This window comes from Micromonospora sp. ATCC 39149, assembly GCF_000158815.1.
Lineage (GTDB): Bacteria > Actinomycetota > Actinomycetes > Mycobacteriales > Micromonosporaceae > Micromonospora.
Map to the genome: position 1 here is coordinate 5,417,561 of NZ_GG657738.1, position 14,117 is coordinate 5,431,677.

Consider the following 14,117-nt stretch of genomic DNA (forward strand, 5'->3'; position numbering starts at 1 on the left):
GGAGCAGCAGCCCGGTCCAGCGCTGGATGGCAAGCCGTTCCAGGGCGTCGTTGCAGTCGCTGGCCCAGACCCGGTCGGTGCGGCGCAGGATCTCCAGGTCCACCCGGGCACCGCCGGAGGAGCAGCTCTCGATCTCCAGGCCCGGGTGCCGGGCGCGCAGTTCGTCGAGCAGCCGGTAGGCGGCGACGGTCTGCGCGTGCACCCCGGGCCGCCCGGCGTGGCCGGCTTCGGTGAGGTCGCGGTTGTGGTCCCATTTCAGGTACGCGATGCCGTCGTGCTCGCGCAGTAGTGCGTCGAGCCGCCCGAGCACGTACGCGTACGCGTCCGCGTTGACCAGGTCGAGCACCTGCTGGTACCGCCACGTCAGCGGTAGCCGGCCGGGCGCGGCGAGCGCCCAGTCCGGGTGGGCGCGGAACAGGTCGGAGTCGGGGTTGACCATTTCCGGCTCGACCCAGAGCCCGAACTGCATCCCATGCCCGCGCACGTGGTCGATCAGCGGTTGCAGCCCGCCGGGCCAGACCGTCTTGTCGACGTACCAGTCGCCGAGCCCGGCCCGGTCGTGCCGACGGCCGGTGAACCAGCCGTCGTCGAGCACGAACCGCTCCACCCCTACCTCGGCGGCGTGGTCGGCGAGAGCGCGCAGCCGGTTCAGGTCGTGGTCGAAGTAGACGGCCTCCCACACGTTGAGGGTGACCGGACGCGCGGAGCGCGGGTGTCCCGGCCGGGCGCGCAGGTGGGTGTGCAGCGCATCGCTGAGCCCGTCCAGGCCGGCGGTCGAGTGCACGGCGTACAGCAGGGGAGTGGCGTAGGACTCGCCGGGGCCCAGCAGGACCTCGCCGGGGGCCAGCAGTTCGCCGCCACCCAGCGTGGACTCCCCGGTGGGCCGTCGCTCGGCGAACGTGACGTGGTCGCCGCTCCACGCGGTGTGCACCGCCCACACCTCGCCGTGCCGAAAGCCGAAGCCGCTCGTCCCGGCCACCAGCAGCAGCGTGGCGTCGTGCCCGGTCCGACCGTGCCGGCCCTCCCGCACCCACGCGCCCATCGGCCACGGGTGCCGCTGCGGCGACCGCTCCCGGCACCACCGGCCGGTCAGGTCGAGCAGCTCGGTGGCGACCGCCGGCACCGGCAGCACTGCGGTCAGCTCCCGCAGCTCGTACGGGGCGTCGCCGTCGTTGCGTAGCCGGTGCCGCAACAGCACCAGCCCGGTCGGGTCGAGTTCGACCTCGACGGTCAGCGTCAGCGCCGCGTCCGGGTCCGTCGCCGTGACGGTCACCCGGGCGGAGCCGGCCGGCTCGTCGGCGACGTCGAGGACGTCCAGGCGGAACGCGGTGGACCAGGCGGTGCCGGCGCGGTGCCCGGCCAGGCCGGGCCGGCCGCTCCAGCCGGCGCTCGCCTCGGGCAGCAGGGACAGCACGGTCGGCGCGTCGAAGCTGCTCGCCACCACCGGCGGTACGCCTGCGGCGACCAGCGTGGGCAGGTCGTCGGTGGTGAGCGGGCCGAGGTCGGCACCCCAGTGCGCGACCCGGGGCAAGCCCGGGCCGCGCGCGTCGAGCACCAGGCTGGTGGCTGCCCGGCGCAGGTGGACGATCGTCATCCTTTGGAGGCCCCCAGGGTCAGGCCCCGGACGAACTGCTTCTGCAACAGGAAGAAGATCACCAGGGTCGGAATCGCGACCAGTACGGAGCCGGCCGATACCAGGTTGTTGTCGGTGAAGAACTCGCCGCGCAGGTTGTTCAGCGAGCTGGTCACCGGGAACTTGTCCCCGGTGCGCATGAGCACGGTGGCCCAGAAGAACTCGTTGTAGATCCAGGTCACCTCCAGGGTGGCCAGCGCCGCCAGCGCCGGCCGGCACAGCGGCATGGTCACCTGCCAGTACTGCCGCCACACGCTGGCCCCGTCGACCATCGCCGCCTCGTACAGCTCGTACGGCAGGGCCTTCATGTAGTTGCTCAGCACGAAGACGCAGAAGCCGCACTGGAAGGCGACGTTGACCAGGATCAGCCCCCAGTAGCTGTCGTAGAGAAGCTCCGAGTCGCTCATGAACAGCGGCAGCGGTATCTCGGTGAACAGCCGGAACAGCGGGATCAGCAGGGCCTGCTGGGGCAGCAGGTTCGCCGCGGTGAACACGCCCAGCAGGACGATGTTGAGTTTCCAGCTGAACCGGGCGATGACGAACGCGACGCAGGAGGCCAGGAAGAGCGCCAGCAGCACCGCCGGGACGGTGATGTATACCGAGTTGAGGAAGTGTTTGCCGAACTCGGCCGTCCGCCACGCGGTGACGTAGTTGTCGAAGGTCCAGCCGCCAAGGGAGACGTAGCCGTTGACGGCGGTGTACTCGTAGGAACGCAGCGAGGTCAGCACCGCCCAGAGGATCGGGAACAGCCAACCGACGGCCACCGCCCCCAGGAAGAGGTGCAGGACCACCCGGCCAGGCCGGGGCGGCCGGCGCCGGCCTGGCGCCCCGGCGGTCGCCGGCTCGCGGGTCAGGGCAGCGGCGGTCATTTCCGGCTCTCCTTCATGACGGTCGCCAGGTAGATGGTGATGAAGACCAGCGAGACGACCAGCATCAGCGTCGCCAGCGCCGAGCCGAATCCGATCCGGCTGGCCTCGCCGACCACGTTCTGGGTGACCAGCGCGGAGATCATCTCCAGCCCGTTGCGGCCCTTGTTGACGACCCAGACCAGGTCGAACGCGCGCAGCGACTCGATCACCGTCACCACCAGCACGATGATGTTGATCGGCCGCAGCACCGGGAAGACCACCCTGAAGAAGGTGGTGACCTCGGACGCGCCGTCGACGGAGGCGGCCTCCCGCAGCGACGGGTCGACCCCCTTCAGCCCCGCCAGGTAGAGCAGCATGATGTACCCGACGTGCCGCCAGCCGGCGGCGACGAGCACCGCCCAGATGTTGACATCCGGGTCGCCGTACCAGTCGGTGCTCGTGCCCAGCACCGCGTTGAGCAGGCCCTGGTCGCGGGAGTAGATGAGCTGCCAGACGAAGCCGATCAGCGCCAGGGAGAGCACCACCGGCAGGTAGAGCGCGGTCTGGTAGAACCGACTGCCGCGGATCTCCTTGTCCAGCAGCACGGCGAGGAACATGCCGAACGGGGTGGCGACCACGAACAGCGCCGCCAGCCAGAGCAGGTTGTGCTGCACCGCCGGCACGAACGGCGGATAGATGTTGATCACGTCGGAGTAGTTGCGGCCACCCACCCACTCGATCTCGCCGAGGGGGCCGATGCCGTCCCAGTTCGTGCCGGACAGCGCCACGGTGGCCACCGCCGGGAGCCAGACCAGACCGACGACCAGCAGCAGCGGTACGAGCACCATCAGCGTGATCACCACGCGGTCGGTGCGGGACAAAAGCCGTGGCCCGCGGCCGCGACCACCCTTGCGGGTGGTCGCGGCCGGCGACGACACGGCGGGATCCACTTGGATCAGGGGCAGGTCGGACATGTGTCCTTCCCCTCTCGCCGTCGTCAGCCGGTGAAGATCGACTTCTTCTGGTTCTCGATGCTGGTGAGCAGCCCGCTAATGTCCTTCGGGTCCTTGATGAACTGCTGGATCGCCGGGATGATCACCGTGGAGGCGAAGTCCGGCCGGGTGTCCCGGTCGAGGAACTGGGCGATCTCGGTGGCCGAGCCGACCAGCTCGGCGGCCTTCTTCTGCAGGGCGGTGTAGCCGCTGACGTCGGCGCCGCTGTTGGCGACCAGGGTGCTCGGGTCGTTCTTCACCGTGATGTTGGCGGCGTCGGCCGAGCCGAGGAACTCCAAAAGCTTCTTGGCGTTCGCCTCGGACTTCGGCTTGCGGGCCATCATGTAGCCGTCGATCGGCGCGTCCAGGGCCTTCGCCCCGATCGCCGGGTCGATCTCGGGGAAGGTGAAGAAGTCCAGGTCGCTCTGCTCGTCGTCGGTGAACTGCTGGGCGACGAAGAGGCCGAGCAGGTACATGCCGGACTTCTTCTGCTGCAACGACTGGGCAGCCTCCTGCCAGGTCCGGCCGAGGCTGTCGGGCTGGTGCAGCGGCAGCAGCCCCGCCCAGGAGTCGAAGACCTTCTTCACCTTGTCGGAGGTCCACGCCTCCTTGCCGGCCATCAGGTCGACGTGGAACTGGTAGCCGTTGATCCGCAGGTTGAGGATGTCGAAGGTGCCCATCGCCGGCCAGCCGTCCTTGTCGCCGAAGGCGATCGGGTTGAGGCCGTCCTTCTTCATCTGCGCGCCGAGGGCGTTCAACTCGTCGAGGGTCTTCGGCACCTGGTACCCGCGCTGCTGCCAGACCGACTTGCGGTAGAACATCGCCCACGGGTAGTACGACGCCGGCACGAAGTACTGCTTGCCGTCGTCGCCGGTCGACGCCTTCTTGAACGCGTCGGAGTAGCCGGAGAGCTTGCCCCACACGTCGCTGACGTCGCCGGCCAGGCCCTTTCGCCGCGAAGAACCGCATGCGGTAGCCGGCGAACCAGGTGTACACGTCGTCCGGCTTGCCCTGCAGGTAGTTGTTGATGTTCTCCTGGAACGTGTTGTGGTCGACCGTGTTGATGGCGACCTCGACGCCGGAGGCGGTCTGGAACCCGGCCATGACCTTGGCGATCACGTCCTTGGGCTTGGGGTCCGACTGGTTGGAGCCGAGCGACACCGTCTTCGACTCCGTGCCGCCGGACTTGGAGTCCGAGCCGCAGCCGGCGAGCAGGCCGGTGCCGAGCAGGGCGCCCGTGCCGGCCGCGCCGGCCAGCAGCGAGCGCCGGCGCAGACCGGCGACGGAGGGGGGTACGAGCCGGGCGAGGTACTCGGCCTGAGTTCGGGGACGGGACATGGTGCCTCCTGCGAATGAGAAGGTGTGCGGCACCCGGGGGAGGGGTGGTGGGGTGAGTCGTGGACGTTCGGGAATGCCACAGCGGATCCACCGTGAACCCACATCAGCGAACACGAACGACCATAGGCGCCTCAAGCTACCCGTCCGCCCGGCGCTGTCAAGAGCCACTCGGGCGATCGGAATCGGGCTGTGACAAGGGGATCGATGAGGTAAACGTTGTAAAGAACTCGGATGTTGAAAAGTGTTGACTTGGTTTGGGTGCGCGGGCACGCTGTGCCTCCATGCGGGATCGACAGGACAGCACCTGGCAGGGCGACGGCATCTTCTACGGCGCCGACTACAACCCCGAGCAGTGGCCCGAGCAGACCTGGGCCGAGGACGTGGAGCTCATGCGCCGCGCCGGGGTCAACCTGGTCTCTGTCGGCATCTTCTCCTGGGCCCTGCTGGAGCCGGTCCCCGGCCGGTACGACTTCGACTGGCTCGACCGCGCGCTCGACACGCTGCACGCCGGGGGGATCCAGGTGGACCTCGCCACCGCCACCGCCAGCCCGCCGCCGTGGCTGGCCCACGCCCACCCCGAGACGCTGCCCCGCCGCGCCGACGGCACCATCCTCTGGCCGGGCGGCCGGCAGGCGTACTGCCCCAGCTCGCCGGTGTTCCGGGAGCGCTCGCTCGCCCTCGTCGAGGCCGTGGCCACCCGGTATGCCGCGCACCCCGCCGTGGTGATGTGGCACGTCTCCAACGAGCTGGGCTGCCACAACGTGCACTGCTACTGCGACGTCAGCGCGACGGCGTTCCGGGGCTGGCTGCGCGAGCGCTACGGCGACCTGGCCGCCCTCAACGACGCCTGGGGCACCACCTTCTGGAGCCAGCGGTACGGCGATTGGGCCGAGATCAACCCGCCGCGCACCGCGCCGGCCTTCGCCAACCCCACCCAGCAGCTCGACTTCATGCGCTTCTCCTCCGACGAGCAGCGGGCCCAGTTGCGCGCCGAGCGCGAGCTGCTCAAGCGGCTGGTCGGCCAGCCGGTCACCACGAACTTCATGATCGGCATGGGCACCAAGTACATGGACTACTACTCCTGGGCCGGCGACGTGGATCTGGTCGCCAACGACCACTACCTCACCGCCGCCGATCCGCAGTCGCACGTCGGGCTGGCCTTCGCGGCCGACCACACCCGGGGCGTCGCCGGCGGCGCGCCGTGGCTGCTCATGGAGCACTCCACCAGCGCCGTCAACTGGCAGCCCCGCAACATGGCGAAGGTCCCGGGGCAGCTACGCCGCAACAGCCTCGCCCACGTCGCCCGGGGCGCCGACGGAGTGCTGTTCTTCCAGTGGCGGGCCTCCCGCGCCGGCGCGGAGAAGTACCACTCGGCGCTCGTCCCGCACGCCGGGGCGGACACCAAGGTCTTCCGCGAGGTCTGCCGGCTCGGTGCCGACCTCAAGGCCCTGGCCGAGGTGCGCGGCAGCCGGGTCGACGCCGACGTGGCGATCCTGTTCGACTTCGAGGCGTGGTGGGGCGTCGAGCTGGACTCCCACCCCAGCGTCGACGTCACGTACAACGACCGGATCGCCGCGTTGTACGGCGCGCTCTGGCGGGCCGGCATCACCGCCGACGTGGTGCACCCGTCGACCGACCTGTCCCGCTACCGGCTGGTGCTGGTGCCGACGCTCTACCTGGTCCGCGACGCCGACGCCGACGCCCTGCACCGGTACGTCTCCGCCGGTGGCACCGCCCTGGTGACGTACTTCAGCGGCATCGTCGACGAGCACGACCACATCCGGCTCGGCGGCTACCCCGGCGCGTTCCGGGACCTGCTCGGCATCCGTACCGAGGAGTTCTTTCCGCTGCGCGAGGGCGAGCGGGTCACCCTCGACGACGGCTCCGCCGCCGACGTGTGGACCGAGTGGCTGCACCCGGCCGGCGCGGAGGTCCTCGCCTCGTACGCCGACGGGCCGCTGCCCGGGGTCCCTGCGCTGACCCGGCACGCGGTGGGCGCGGGCGCCGCCTGGTACGTGGGCACCCGGCTCGACGACGCCGCCACCGAGCGCCTGGTGACCCGGCTACTGGCCGAGTCCGGGGCGCGGCCGGCCGCCGACGCCCCCCGCGGCGTCGAGGTGGTCCGCCGCCGGGGCGACCGGGGGAGCTGGCTGTTCGTCGTCAACCACACCGACCGGCCGGCCCGGATCGCCGCCACCGGCACCGAACTGCTCACCGGCGCCCGCTGCGAAGGGGAGCTCGTCGTCGTCCCGGGCGAGGTGGCCGTGGTGCGGGAGGAGTCCGCCCAGCTGTCGGACACGCCGGGGGCTCGCCCGGTGGAGGCCTCCTGAGCTGCTTGCCCTTCGCTCGTCCGCGTCGAGGAGGTTCGATGCTCGCCCAGCAACGGCAGAGCGCCATCCTTGAGCTGATCCGACAGCGCGGCGGGGTGCGGGTCAGCCACCTGGTGAGCCGCTTCGGCGTCTCCGACATGACCATCCGTCGCGACCTGGAGGCCCTCGCCGAGCGGGGACTGGTCGACAAGGTGCACGGCGGGGCGACCCTCGCCGGCCCCGGCGCCGCCGAGGAGCCCGGCTTCGCCGCGAAGTCGATCCGCCAGCGCGACGAGAAACGCGCCATCGCCGAACGGGCCGCCACCCTGGTCGAACCCGGCATGGCGATCGCGCTGTCCGCCGGCACCACCACGGCCGCCCTGGCCACCCGGCTCGCCGACGTGCGCGGGCTGACCGTGGTGACCAACTCCATCCCCGTCGCCGACGCGCTCCACCAGGACCCGCGCGCCGACCGGACGGTCGTGCTCACCGGTGGCATCCGCACCCCCTCGGACGCGCTCACCGGGCCGGTGGCCGAGGCGGCCGTCAGCGCGCTCAACGTCGACGTGCTCTTCCTCGGGGTACACGGGTTGAGCCCCCGCACCGGCTTCACCACTCCCAACCTGCTGGAGGCCGGCATCAACCGGCGGCTGGTGCGCGCCGCCCGGCGGCTGGTGGTGCTGGCCGACCGCACCAAGTGGGAGACGATCGGGATCGCCACCATCGCCCCGCTGGCCGACGCGGACGTGCTGATCACCGATGCGGGGCTCGACCCCGACGCCCGCGCCCAACTCGCCGAGCAGGTGGGCGACCTGTTGGTGGTGGAGGTGTAAGGAAGGGCCCCGTGTTAACGCCTACGGTAGAGAGGGGTCCCCTTCTCACCACTCGGCTGTTACCAACAGCGCACGCGGTGTGTTTCCCAGGCGCCGCACAGGAGTGGCGGCTAGGGTCGGTCCGGTGAGCTGCGACGCTCCAGGGTGGAGCGCGCGCACCCGTCTGCGGGAGTGACGATGGTCTTCAAGAAGATGTTGAGCGCGTTCGGCGTGGGCGGTCCCACGGTGGACACCGTCCTGGCGAACCCGAACACCCGGCCAGGTCTCGCCCTCGACGGCCAGGTCAACCTGGTCGGCGGGGAAGCGCCGGCCGCCATCGAACAGATCGCCGTCGGCCTGGTCACCCGGGTCGAGATCGAGGGCGGCGACAGCGAGTACGCGGGCATCATGGAGTTCCACCGCATGCCGGTGAGCGGGGCCTTCGAGCTCGCCCCGAAACAGCAGTTGTCGATCCCGTTCCAGCTTTCGGTGCCGTGGGAGACCCCGATCACCGACGTGTACGGGCAGCGCCTGCACGGAATGACCATGGGGCTGCGTACCGAGGTGGCGGTGGCCCGGGCCGTCGACAAGAGCGACCTCGACCAGGTGGCGGTGCACCCGCTGCCGGTGCACGAGCGCATCCTGGAGGCGTTCGCCCAGCTGGGCTTCCGGTTCAAGGGCGCCGACCTGGAGCGCGGCCACATTCTCGGGGTACAGCAGACGCTGCCGTTCTACCAGGAGATCGAGTTCTTCGCCGCCCCGCAGTACGCGCAGAGCGTCAACGAGGTCGAGCTGACCTTCGTCACCAGCCAGCAGGGCATCGACGTGATCCTGGAGTGCGGCAAGCGGGGTGGCTTCCTCAGCGCCGGCCACGACGTGTTCGGCCGGTACACCGTCTCGCACGCCGACGCCGACCGGGTGGACTGGGCGCAGGTGGTCGACGGGTGGCTGAAGGAGACCATTTCGCGCTACGGCGGCCTGCGAGCCCAGGGCGCCGGGGTCCCGCCGGGGTACCCGACGCACGGCTACCCGACGCGCCAGGGCCACGGCCGGGGTCCCGGCATGGGCGGGATCGTCGCCGGGGCGGCGCTCGGCGCGGTCGGCGGGATGGTCGCGGGTGAGATGGTCGAGGATGCCGTCGAGGGCGATTTCGCCGAGGACTGGGGATTTGGCGAGGAGTAGCGGCCGACGTATCCGATTTCCATGTGCGACGGTGGCCCTCCGGGAATCCCGGAGGGCCACCGTGCTGCTCGGAGCCGATCAGGCCGGCGTCAGTGCCGGGCCTTGCGCTCCGTGCCGCTGCGGAAGTTGCTGCCGGCCTTGGCCAGGCCCCGGCTACCGAGGTAACCGATGGTCAGCAGCGTGATGAAGAACCAGGCCTGCGGCGCGCGGAAGATGTCCACGCCGACCGAGTTCTTGCCGACCAGGTACGACGCGGCCAGCACGCCGATAACGGAGGCGATGTAGACCCAGAACTCCGTGGTCGCGAACGACGGCTTGGTCTCCGTGCCCGGTGCCGCCATCGGTTCCTGGCGCCCGTCGTGCATCATCGGCATCGGCCGGGTGGGTGCCTCCTGCATCGCGCGGTTCTGCGCTTCCTGCGTGCGGTTCATCGGCCTGGTGGATGCAGCCTGCGTGCTCATCTTGTCCTCCTCAGGATGCGATGAGTCCTTACTGCGCTCCCTCGCCCCGCTACCGCGTTTCGGCCACGGCACGGTTCACGTTCCTGGCGGGGGCACCCCCCGACTACCCGACTTCCCTGACGAGGTAACACCCGTCGGGGCCCGGATAACGGCGCCGTCGCGGGACCCGGGGCGCGGGCCACGCGCCGCCGCGGCGCGACGAAGGCGACCCCCCGGGCGGGCCAGGTGTTTCCGTCACCTCTGCGGCGTGATGCCGGGTTCCCGCCGGCGGCTTCGCGCTGGCCCGGATGCCCGGCGGCGGCGACAGGCCCGGATGCCCGGCGGTGGGGGCGGGTTTGGCGGTCCGGCGGCGGGGCACGCAGGAGGATTCCGACACTTCTGCGAGGTGATGGACGTGCGTGAGGACGACACGATGCGGGAGTCCGCCCGCAAGGCCGAGGAACGGATCGCCGGCGGCGTGTACGGCGAGGGGGCGCTCGACGAGGTCACCGTGCCGCAGACCGACGTGCAGCGGATCATCCAGGACGAGGACCCGGACGACCCGGCGCACGTCCGGATCGACCCGCAGGTGCTGCGCGACGGCGGCCCGACCCGGGGCCAGGGCGCGATCACCACGACCGGTGGCACGGCCGGCCCGGCGAGCGTCCGTCGATTGGCCCGGCAGCCGGAGCGGCACCCGGGCAAGGTCGCCCCGACCACCACCGGCGACGCCACCACGGGTGGCCTGAGCACCCCGGCGGGCGGATCGACCAGCGACCAGTCCAGCAGCGCCGCCCGGGTCGGCAACTTCACCGACGAGTGACGGCCGCGCCCATCTTGGGCAGTTACCGTCCACACCGGACGGTAACTGCCCAAGATTCGGGTCAGTGGCGGGACAGCGCGAGGACGCCCAGGCGCTGGGTGGCGCGGGTGAGTGCGACGTAGAGGTCGTTGTGCCCACGCGGCGACTCGGCGACGATCGCGTCCGGGTCCACCACCAGGACGGAGTCGAACTCCAACCCCTTGGCCTGGGCCACCGTCAGCAGCACCACCCGGCTCTCCAACTCCGGGTGCTCGCCGACGGTCGCCTCGGGCAGCGCCGCGACCAGGGCGGCACCCAGCTCCTCGACCCGCCCGGCGGGCACGATCACTCCGAGTCGCCCGTCGGCCAGGTTGGCCGCCTCGGCGACGGCGGCGTCGGCCAGCTCGGCGGCCAGCCGCTCCTCGGCCACGGCGCGCTCCCACGGCGGCACCCCGCTCTGGCGCACCGAGCGGGGCGGGCGCAGCTGCGGGTCGATCTCGGCCAGCACCCCGGCCGCCACCGACATGATCTCGGCCGGGGTGCGGTAGCTGACCGTCAGCTCCTCCAGTCGCCACCGCTGCGCCACGTACGGCTCCAGCGCGTCCGCCCACGACGGCGTGCCGGCGAGCGAGCCGGTCTGCGCCACGTCCCCGACGATCGTCATGGACCGGCTGGGGCAGCGGCGCATCAGCAGCCGCCAGGCCATCGGCGACAGCTCCTGCGCCTCGTCGACGATCACGTGCCCGAACGCCCAGTTCCGGTCCGCGGCGGCCCGCTGCGCGGTGGTCAGCCCGTCGGTGGACTCCTGCCGCTCCAGCAGCCGGTCGGCGTCGAGCAGGTCGGTCACCCCGAGGATCTCGCCGCCCTCCGCCTCGTCCTCCACGTCGATCGACCGGGAGCCCCGGGCGATCTCCAGCACGCCCTCGGCGTACTCGCGCTGCATGGCACGGATGCGCTCCCGGCGGGCCTGGGCGGCCCGGTCGTCCTCGCCGAGCAGCTCGGCGGCCTCGTCCAGCAGCGGCACGTCGGCCGGGGCCCAGCCGCCCGGCTCGCGGCGCAGCAACGCCCGCTCGGCATCGGACCACCCGGGCGTGGCGGCGGCGATCCGGTCCGGGTCGGCGTACAGGTCGGCGAGCAGGCGCTGCGGGGTGAGCACCGGCCAGAGGTGGTCCAGGGCGGCCTGGACCTCGGGCTCCTCGCGCAGCTCCCGGCGGATCTCCGCGAGGTCGGCCTCCTCCAGGAGGTTCTCCCCGCCCAGCGGGTCCGCACCGATCCGGTCGGCGACCTGGGCGGCGAGGGCGTGCACGATCTCGACGTCGAAGACCGCGCGGGCCAGGTTGTGCGGCCGGCCGGAGCGGCGGGCCCGGTCCCGGGCCGTCCGGACGGTCTCCGGGGCCAGCGGCAACACCTCCCGCTCGATCTCGATCTCCAGTGGCTCGTCGGGCACCCGCTGCCGGTCGCGCACGGCCGCGGCCAGCACCTGCACCATCTCCGCCCGGCCCTTGAGCGCCGCCGCGCGCGCCGGCTCCGCCCGGCGGGCGCTGACGCCCGGGAACAGGTCGCCGGGGGTACGCAGCAAGACGCCCGTCTCGGCCAGCGCCGGCAGCACCTGGGAGATGTAGCGCAGGAACGTCTCGTTCGGGCCGAGCAGGAGCACGCCCCGGCTGGCCAGCTCCCGCCGGTGGGTGTAGAGCAGGTACGCCGCCCGGTGCAGGGCGACGGCCGTCTTGCCGGTGCCGGGGCCGCCCTGGACGACAAGCGTCCCGGGCAGGTCGGCCCGGATGATCCGGTCCTGCTCGGCCTGGATGGTCTCGACGATGTCGCGCATCCGCCCCGTGCGGCCGGCGTTGAGCGCGGCGAGCAGGGACGCCTCGCCGGTCAGCTCCTCGTGCGCGGTGGGGGAGGCGGTGGTCAGGTCGAGCACCTCGTCGTTGAGGGCGACCACCTTGCGCTGCCGGGTACGCAGGTGCCGGCGCCGCCGTACGCCCTGCGGGTTGGCGGCGGTGGCCAGGTAGAAGGCGCGGGCGGCGGGGGCCCGCCAGTCCATCAGCAGCGGGTCGTAGTCGCCGCTGGTGTCGAAGATCCCGATCCGGCCGATGTAGCGGCGGGTGCCGTCGTCGGTGTCCAGCCGGCCGAAGCACAGCCCGTTCTCCACGGCGGAGAACTGCTCGACCTGCTCGGCGTACATCTTCACGGCGCTATCGCGCTGGGACCGGTCCTGCTGGGTGCCGCCGGCTTTGCGCAGTTCCTCGGCGAGCCGGCGGGCGGACTGTTCCCGCATGCCGTCCAGCCGGCCGTAGAGCATGGAGACGTACTCCTGTTCGTGGCCGATCCCGTCGTCGTGCCGCAGCTCGTCGGTGCCCGCGGAGTGCCTTGACAAGCCTTCTCCCTTATAATTAAAATTGCGCCGGAACGGCATTTTGCGCGCCGTTCCTTTTTTGTGCCTGAATTGTCAAAGATACCGTGCGGGTGCCCCTCCGGCCAAGCGATCCGAGCGGGGTCATGCCACCGGGTCGGGACGGAGTCGCACACATGCTGCTGGATGCCGGTCAACGGGTCGTGTTCATCGGGGACAGCATCACCGACTGCGGCCGGCGCGACAGCGCCGCCCCCTACGGTGACGGGTACATGAGCCTGGTCCGTGCGTTCGTCGACGCCCGGTACCCCGAGCGCGAGCTGACCTGGGTCAACCGGGGCGTCGGCGGCGACACCGTCCGTGACCTCGCGGTCCGCTGGGATGCCGACGCCGTCGCCGAGCGTCCCGACTGGCTTTCCGTGATGATCGGCATCAATGACATCTGGCGTGCGTTCAGCCCCGGCCGGGAGGCCGAGGCCGTCGGAATCGACGAGTACGAGCGCACCCTGCGTGCCCTGCTGCGCCGGGCCGTCACCGTCACCGGCTGCCGGCTGGTGCTGGCCGACCCGTTCTTCATCGAGGCGCACGTCGACGAGCCGCAGCGCGCCGAGACCGATCGGTACGCGGCGGTGGTGGCCGCCCTCGCCAAGGACTTCGACGCGGTGCACGTCGCCACCCAGGCGGCCTTCAACCGGGTGCTGGCGCACAGCCCGGCGAGCCGTTGGGCGAGCGACCGCGTCCACCCGGGGCTGCCGGGCCACGCGGTGATCGCCGACGCCTTCCTGGCCGCCCTCGGGGCCTGACGGCCGGCCCTGGCCGTAGGGGCGAGCCCGCCCCGCTAACCCGCCCGGCCTCCGTCGCCGTCTGAGGCGTCGGAGGTCAGCGTCGGCGGGTGCAGACCTTGCGGCTGGGCCGATCGTGTCCGCCGACCAGACCAGGGCGACCAACCGTGGCGCGTTAGCCGTTGGTGCGGTCCAGCCCGTGCACCAGGAAGCCGGTGCCCGCTGGCGGCGGCTCGAACGCGCTCGGCTGCCGCCCGGACAGCACCACGGGCCCGCTGGCCCCGACCGGGTACGTCCCGCGTAGCGCGATGTCGTCCCGGTCGTCCCGCAGGCTCACCCCGCCGGGTGGGGTACCCGGGGAGGCGGCGGCCCGTGGGCTGGCCGACCGCCCGCCGGACGCACCCGGGCCGGGGGTCCCGCCCGAGGGCCCCGCGCCGGACGGGCTGGGGCCCGGTGGGGCGGAGGCCGAGGGTGATGGGCCCGGCTCCGGCTTCGTGCCGCCGACCCGGGCGACCCCGGCGACCACCGCCGCCGTGCCCAGCACCACCACGGTCACCCCGGCGAGTACCACGAGCGGGGTGAGCCGGCGCGGCGGCGGCGCGGGCGGGCGGGGGACCAGCACC

General features: G+C 71.8%; 11 protein-coding genes and 1 pseudogene. 5 read left to right on the forward strand and 7 right to left on the reverse strand.

What is annotated here, in order from left to right; all coding sequences use genetic code 11:
• From MCAG_RS23725 to MCAG_RS23740, 4 genes are all read right to left on the reverse strand, one after another.
• Positions 1 to 1,594, reverse strand: a 1,594-nt coding sequence (locus MCAG_RS23725; RefSeq protein WP_007075506.1) for an alpha-galactosidase, incomplete at its 3' end; no start/stop codon positions are given.
• Positions 1,591 to 2,502: a carbohydrate ABC transporter permease gene (locus tag MCAG_RS23730; protein WP_007075507.1), complete on the reverse strand. Its 912-nt coding sequence runs from the start codon at positions 2,500 to 2,502 to the stop codon at positions 1,591 to 1,593. The genes MCAG_RS23730 and MCAG_RS23725, both read right to left, overlap by 4 nt.
• Positions 2,499 to 3,455 (reverse strand): carbohydrate ABC transporter permease, encoded by a 957-nt coding sequence (locus tag MCAG_RS23735; protein ID WP_036374948.1) that lies wholly within the window; start codon positions 3,453 to 3,455, stop codon positions 2,499 to 2,501. Before MCAG_RS23735 ends, MCAG_RS23730 begins: the two co-directional genes overlap by 4 nt.
• A 23-nt stretch (positions 3,456 to 3,478) precedes the next feature.
• Positions 3,479 to 4,396, reverse strand: coding sequence for an ABC transporter substrate-binding protein (locus tag MCAG_RS23740; protein WP_232290254.1), 918 nt, complete (start codon positions 4,394 to 4,396; stop codon positions 3,479 to 3,481).
• A gap of 696 nt (positions 4,397 to 5,092) precedes the next feature.
• Between MCAG_RS23740 and MCAG_RS23745 the strand changes: the two genes are divergently transcribed.
• The 3 genes from MCAG_RS23745 to MCAG_RS23755 all read left to right on the forward strand — a co-directional run bounded on the left by MCAG_RS23745 (position 5,093) and on the right by MCAG_RS23755 (position 9,114).
• A complete protein-coding gene (locus MCAG_RS23745) occupies positions 5,093 to 7,141 on the forward strand; it encodes a beta-galactosidase (protein ID WP_007075510.1) in 2,049 nt (682 codons plus the stop codon).
• A 38-nt stretch (positions 7,142 to 7,179) separates the two neighbouring features.
• Complete coding sequence (locus MCAG_RS23750; protein WP_007075511.1) at positions 7,180 to 7,953, forward strand: DeoR/GlpR family DNA-binding transcription regulator; 774 nt, start codon at positions 7,180 to 7,182, stop codon at positions 7,951 to 7,953.
• A gap of 177 nt (positions 7,954 to 8,130) precedes the next feature.
• A complete protein-coding gene (locus tag MCAG_RS23755) occupies positions 8,131 to 9,114 on the forward strand; it encodes a sporulation protein (protein WP_007075512.1) in 984 nt (327 codons plus the stop codon).
• 89 nt (positions 9,115 to 9,203) lie between these two features.
• Here the strand turns inward: MCAG_RS23755 and MCAG_RS23760 are convergent, their stop codons facing one another.
• The gene (locus MCAG_RS23760; RefSeq protein WP_036374951.1) at positions 9,204 to 9,575 is read right to left on the reverse strand and encodes a hypothetical protein; all 372 of its coding nucleotides are present in this window, start codon (positions 9,573 to 9,575) and stop codon (positions 9,204 to 9,206) included.
• Positions 9,576 to 9,969: 394 nt separating this feature from the next.
• Here MCAG_RS23760 and MCAG_RS23765 point away from each other — a divergent pair, with 394 nt between their 5' ends.
• Entirely contained in the window at positions 9,970 to 10,377 is a 408-nt protein-coding gene (locus MCAG_RS23765) for a hypothetical protein (RefSeq protein WP_007075514.1), read from the forward strand.
• A gap of 61 nt (positions 10,378 to 10,438) precedes the next feature.
• Here MCAG_RS23765 and MCAG_RS23770 read toward each other — a convergent pair whose 3' ends face one another.
• Positions 10,439 to 12,661 carry an ATP-binding domain-containing protein gene (locus tag MCAG_RS23770; RefSeq protein ID WP_232290412.1) on the reverse strand — a complete coding sequence of 741 codons (2,223 nt, stop codon included), beginning with the start codon at positions 12,659 to 12,661 and terminating at the stop codon, positions 10,439 to 10,441.
• Between the two features lie 227 nt (positions 12,662 to 12,888).
• Here MCAG_RS23770 and MCAG_RS23775 point away from each other — a divergent pair, with 227 nt between their 5' ends.
• Positions 12,889 to 13,515: an SGNH/GDSL hydrolase family protein gene (locus tag MCAG_RS23775; RefSeq protein WP_036374953.1), complete on the forward strand. Its 627-nt coding sequence runs from the start codon at positions 12,889 to 12,891 to the stop codon at positions 13,513 to 13,515.
• Positions 13,516 to 13,669: 154 nt separating this feature from the next.
• Here the strand turns inward: MCAG_RS23775 and MCAG_RS23780 are convergent.
• Positions 13,670 to 14,117, reverse strand: a pseudogene (locus MCAG_RS23780) (tetratricopeptide repeat protein); the annotation flags it as partial.

What these genes read in the sequence shown, in the direction of transcription:
- MCAG_RS23760 (WP_036374951.1), bottom strand. Translation starts at nt 9,575, where the DNA reads ATGAGCACGCAGGCTGCATCCACCAGGCCGATGAACCGCACGCAGGAA.
- MCAG_RS23755 (WP_007075512.1), top strand. Translation starts at nt 8,131, where the DNA reads ATGGTCTTCAAGAAGATGTTGAGCGCGTTCGGCGTGGGCGGTCCCACG.
- MCAG_RS23775 (WP_036374953.1), top strand. Translation starts at nt 12,889, where the DNA reads ATGCTGCTGGATGCCGGTCAACGGGTCGTGTTCATCGGGGACAGCATC.
- MCAG_RS23770 (WP_232290412.1), bottom strand. Translation starts at nt 12,661, where the DNA reads ATGCTCTACGGCCGGCTGGACGGCATGCGGGAACAGTCCGCCCGCCGG.
- MCAG_RS23730 (WP_007075507.1), bottom strand. Translation starts at nt 2,502, where the DNA reads ATGACCGCCGCTGCCCTGACCCGCGAGCCGGCGACCGCCGGGGCGCCA.
- MCAG_RS23735 (WP_036374948.1), bottom strand. Translation starts at nt 3,455, where the DNA reads ATGTCCGACCTGCCCCTGATCCAAGTGGATCCCGCCGTGTCGTCGCCG.
- MCAG_RS23750 (WP_007075511.1), top strand. Translation starts at nt 7,180, where the DNA reads ATGCTCGCCCAGCAACGGCAGAGCGCCATCCTTGAGCTGATCCGACAG.
- MCAG_RS23745 (WP_007075510.1), top strand. Translation starts at nt 5,093, where the DNA reads ATGCGGGATCGACAGGACAGCACCTGGCAGGGCGACGGCATCTTCTAC.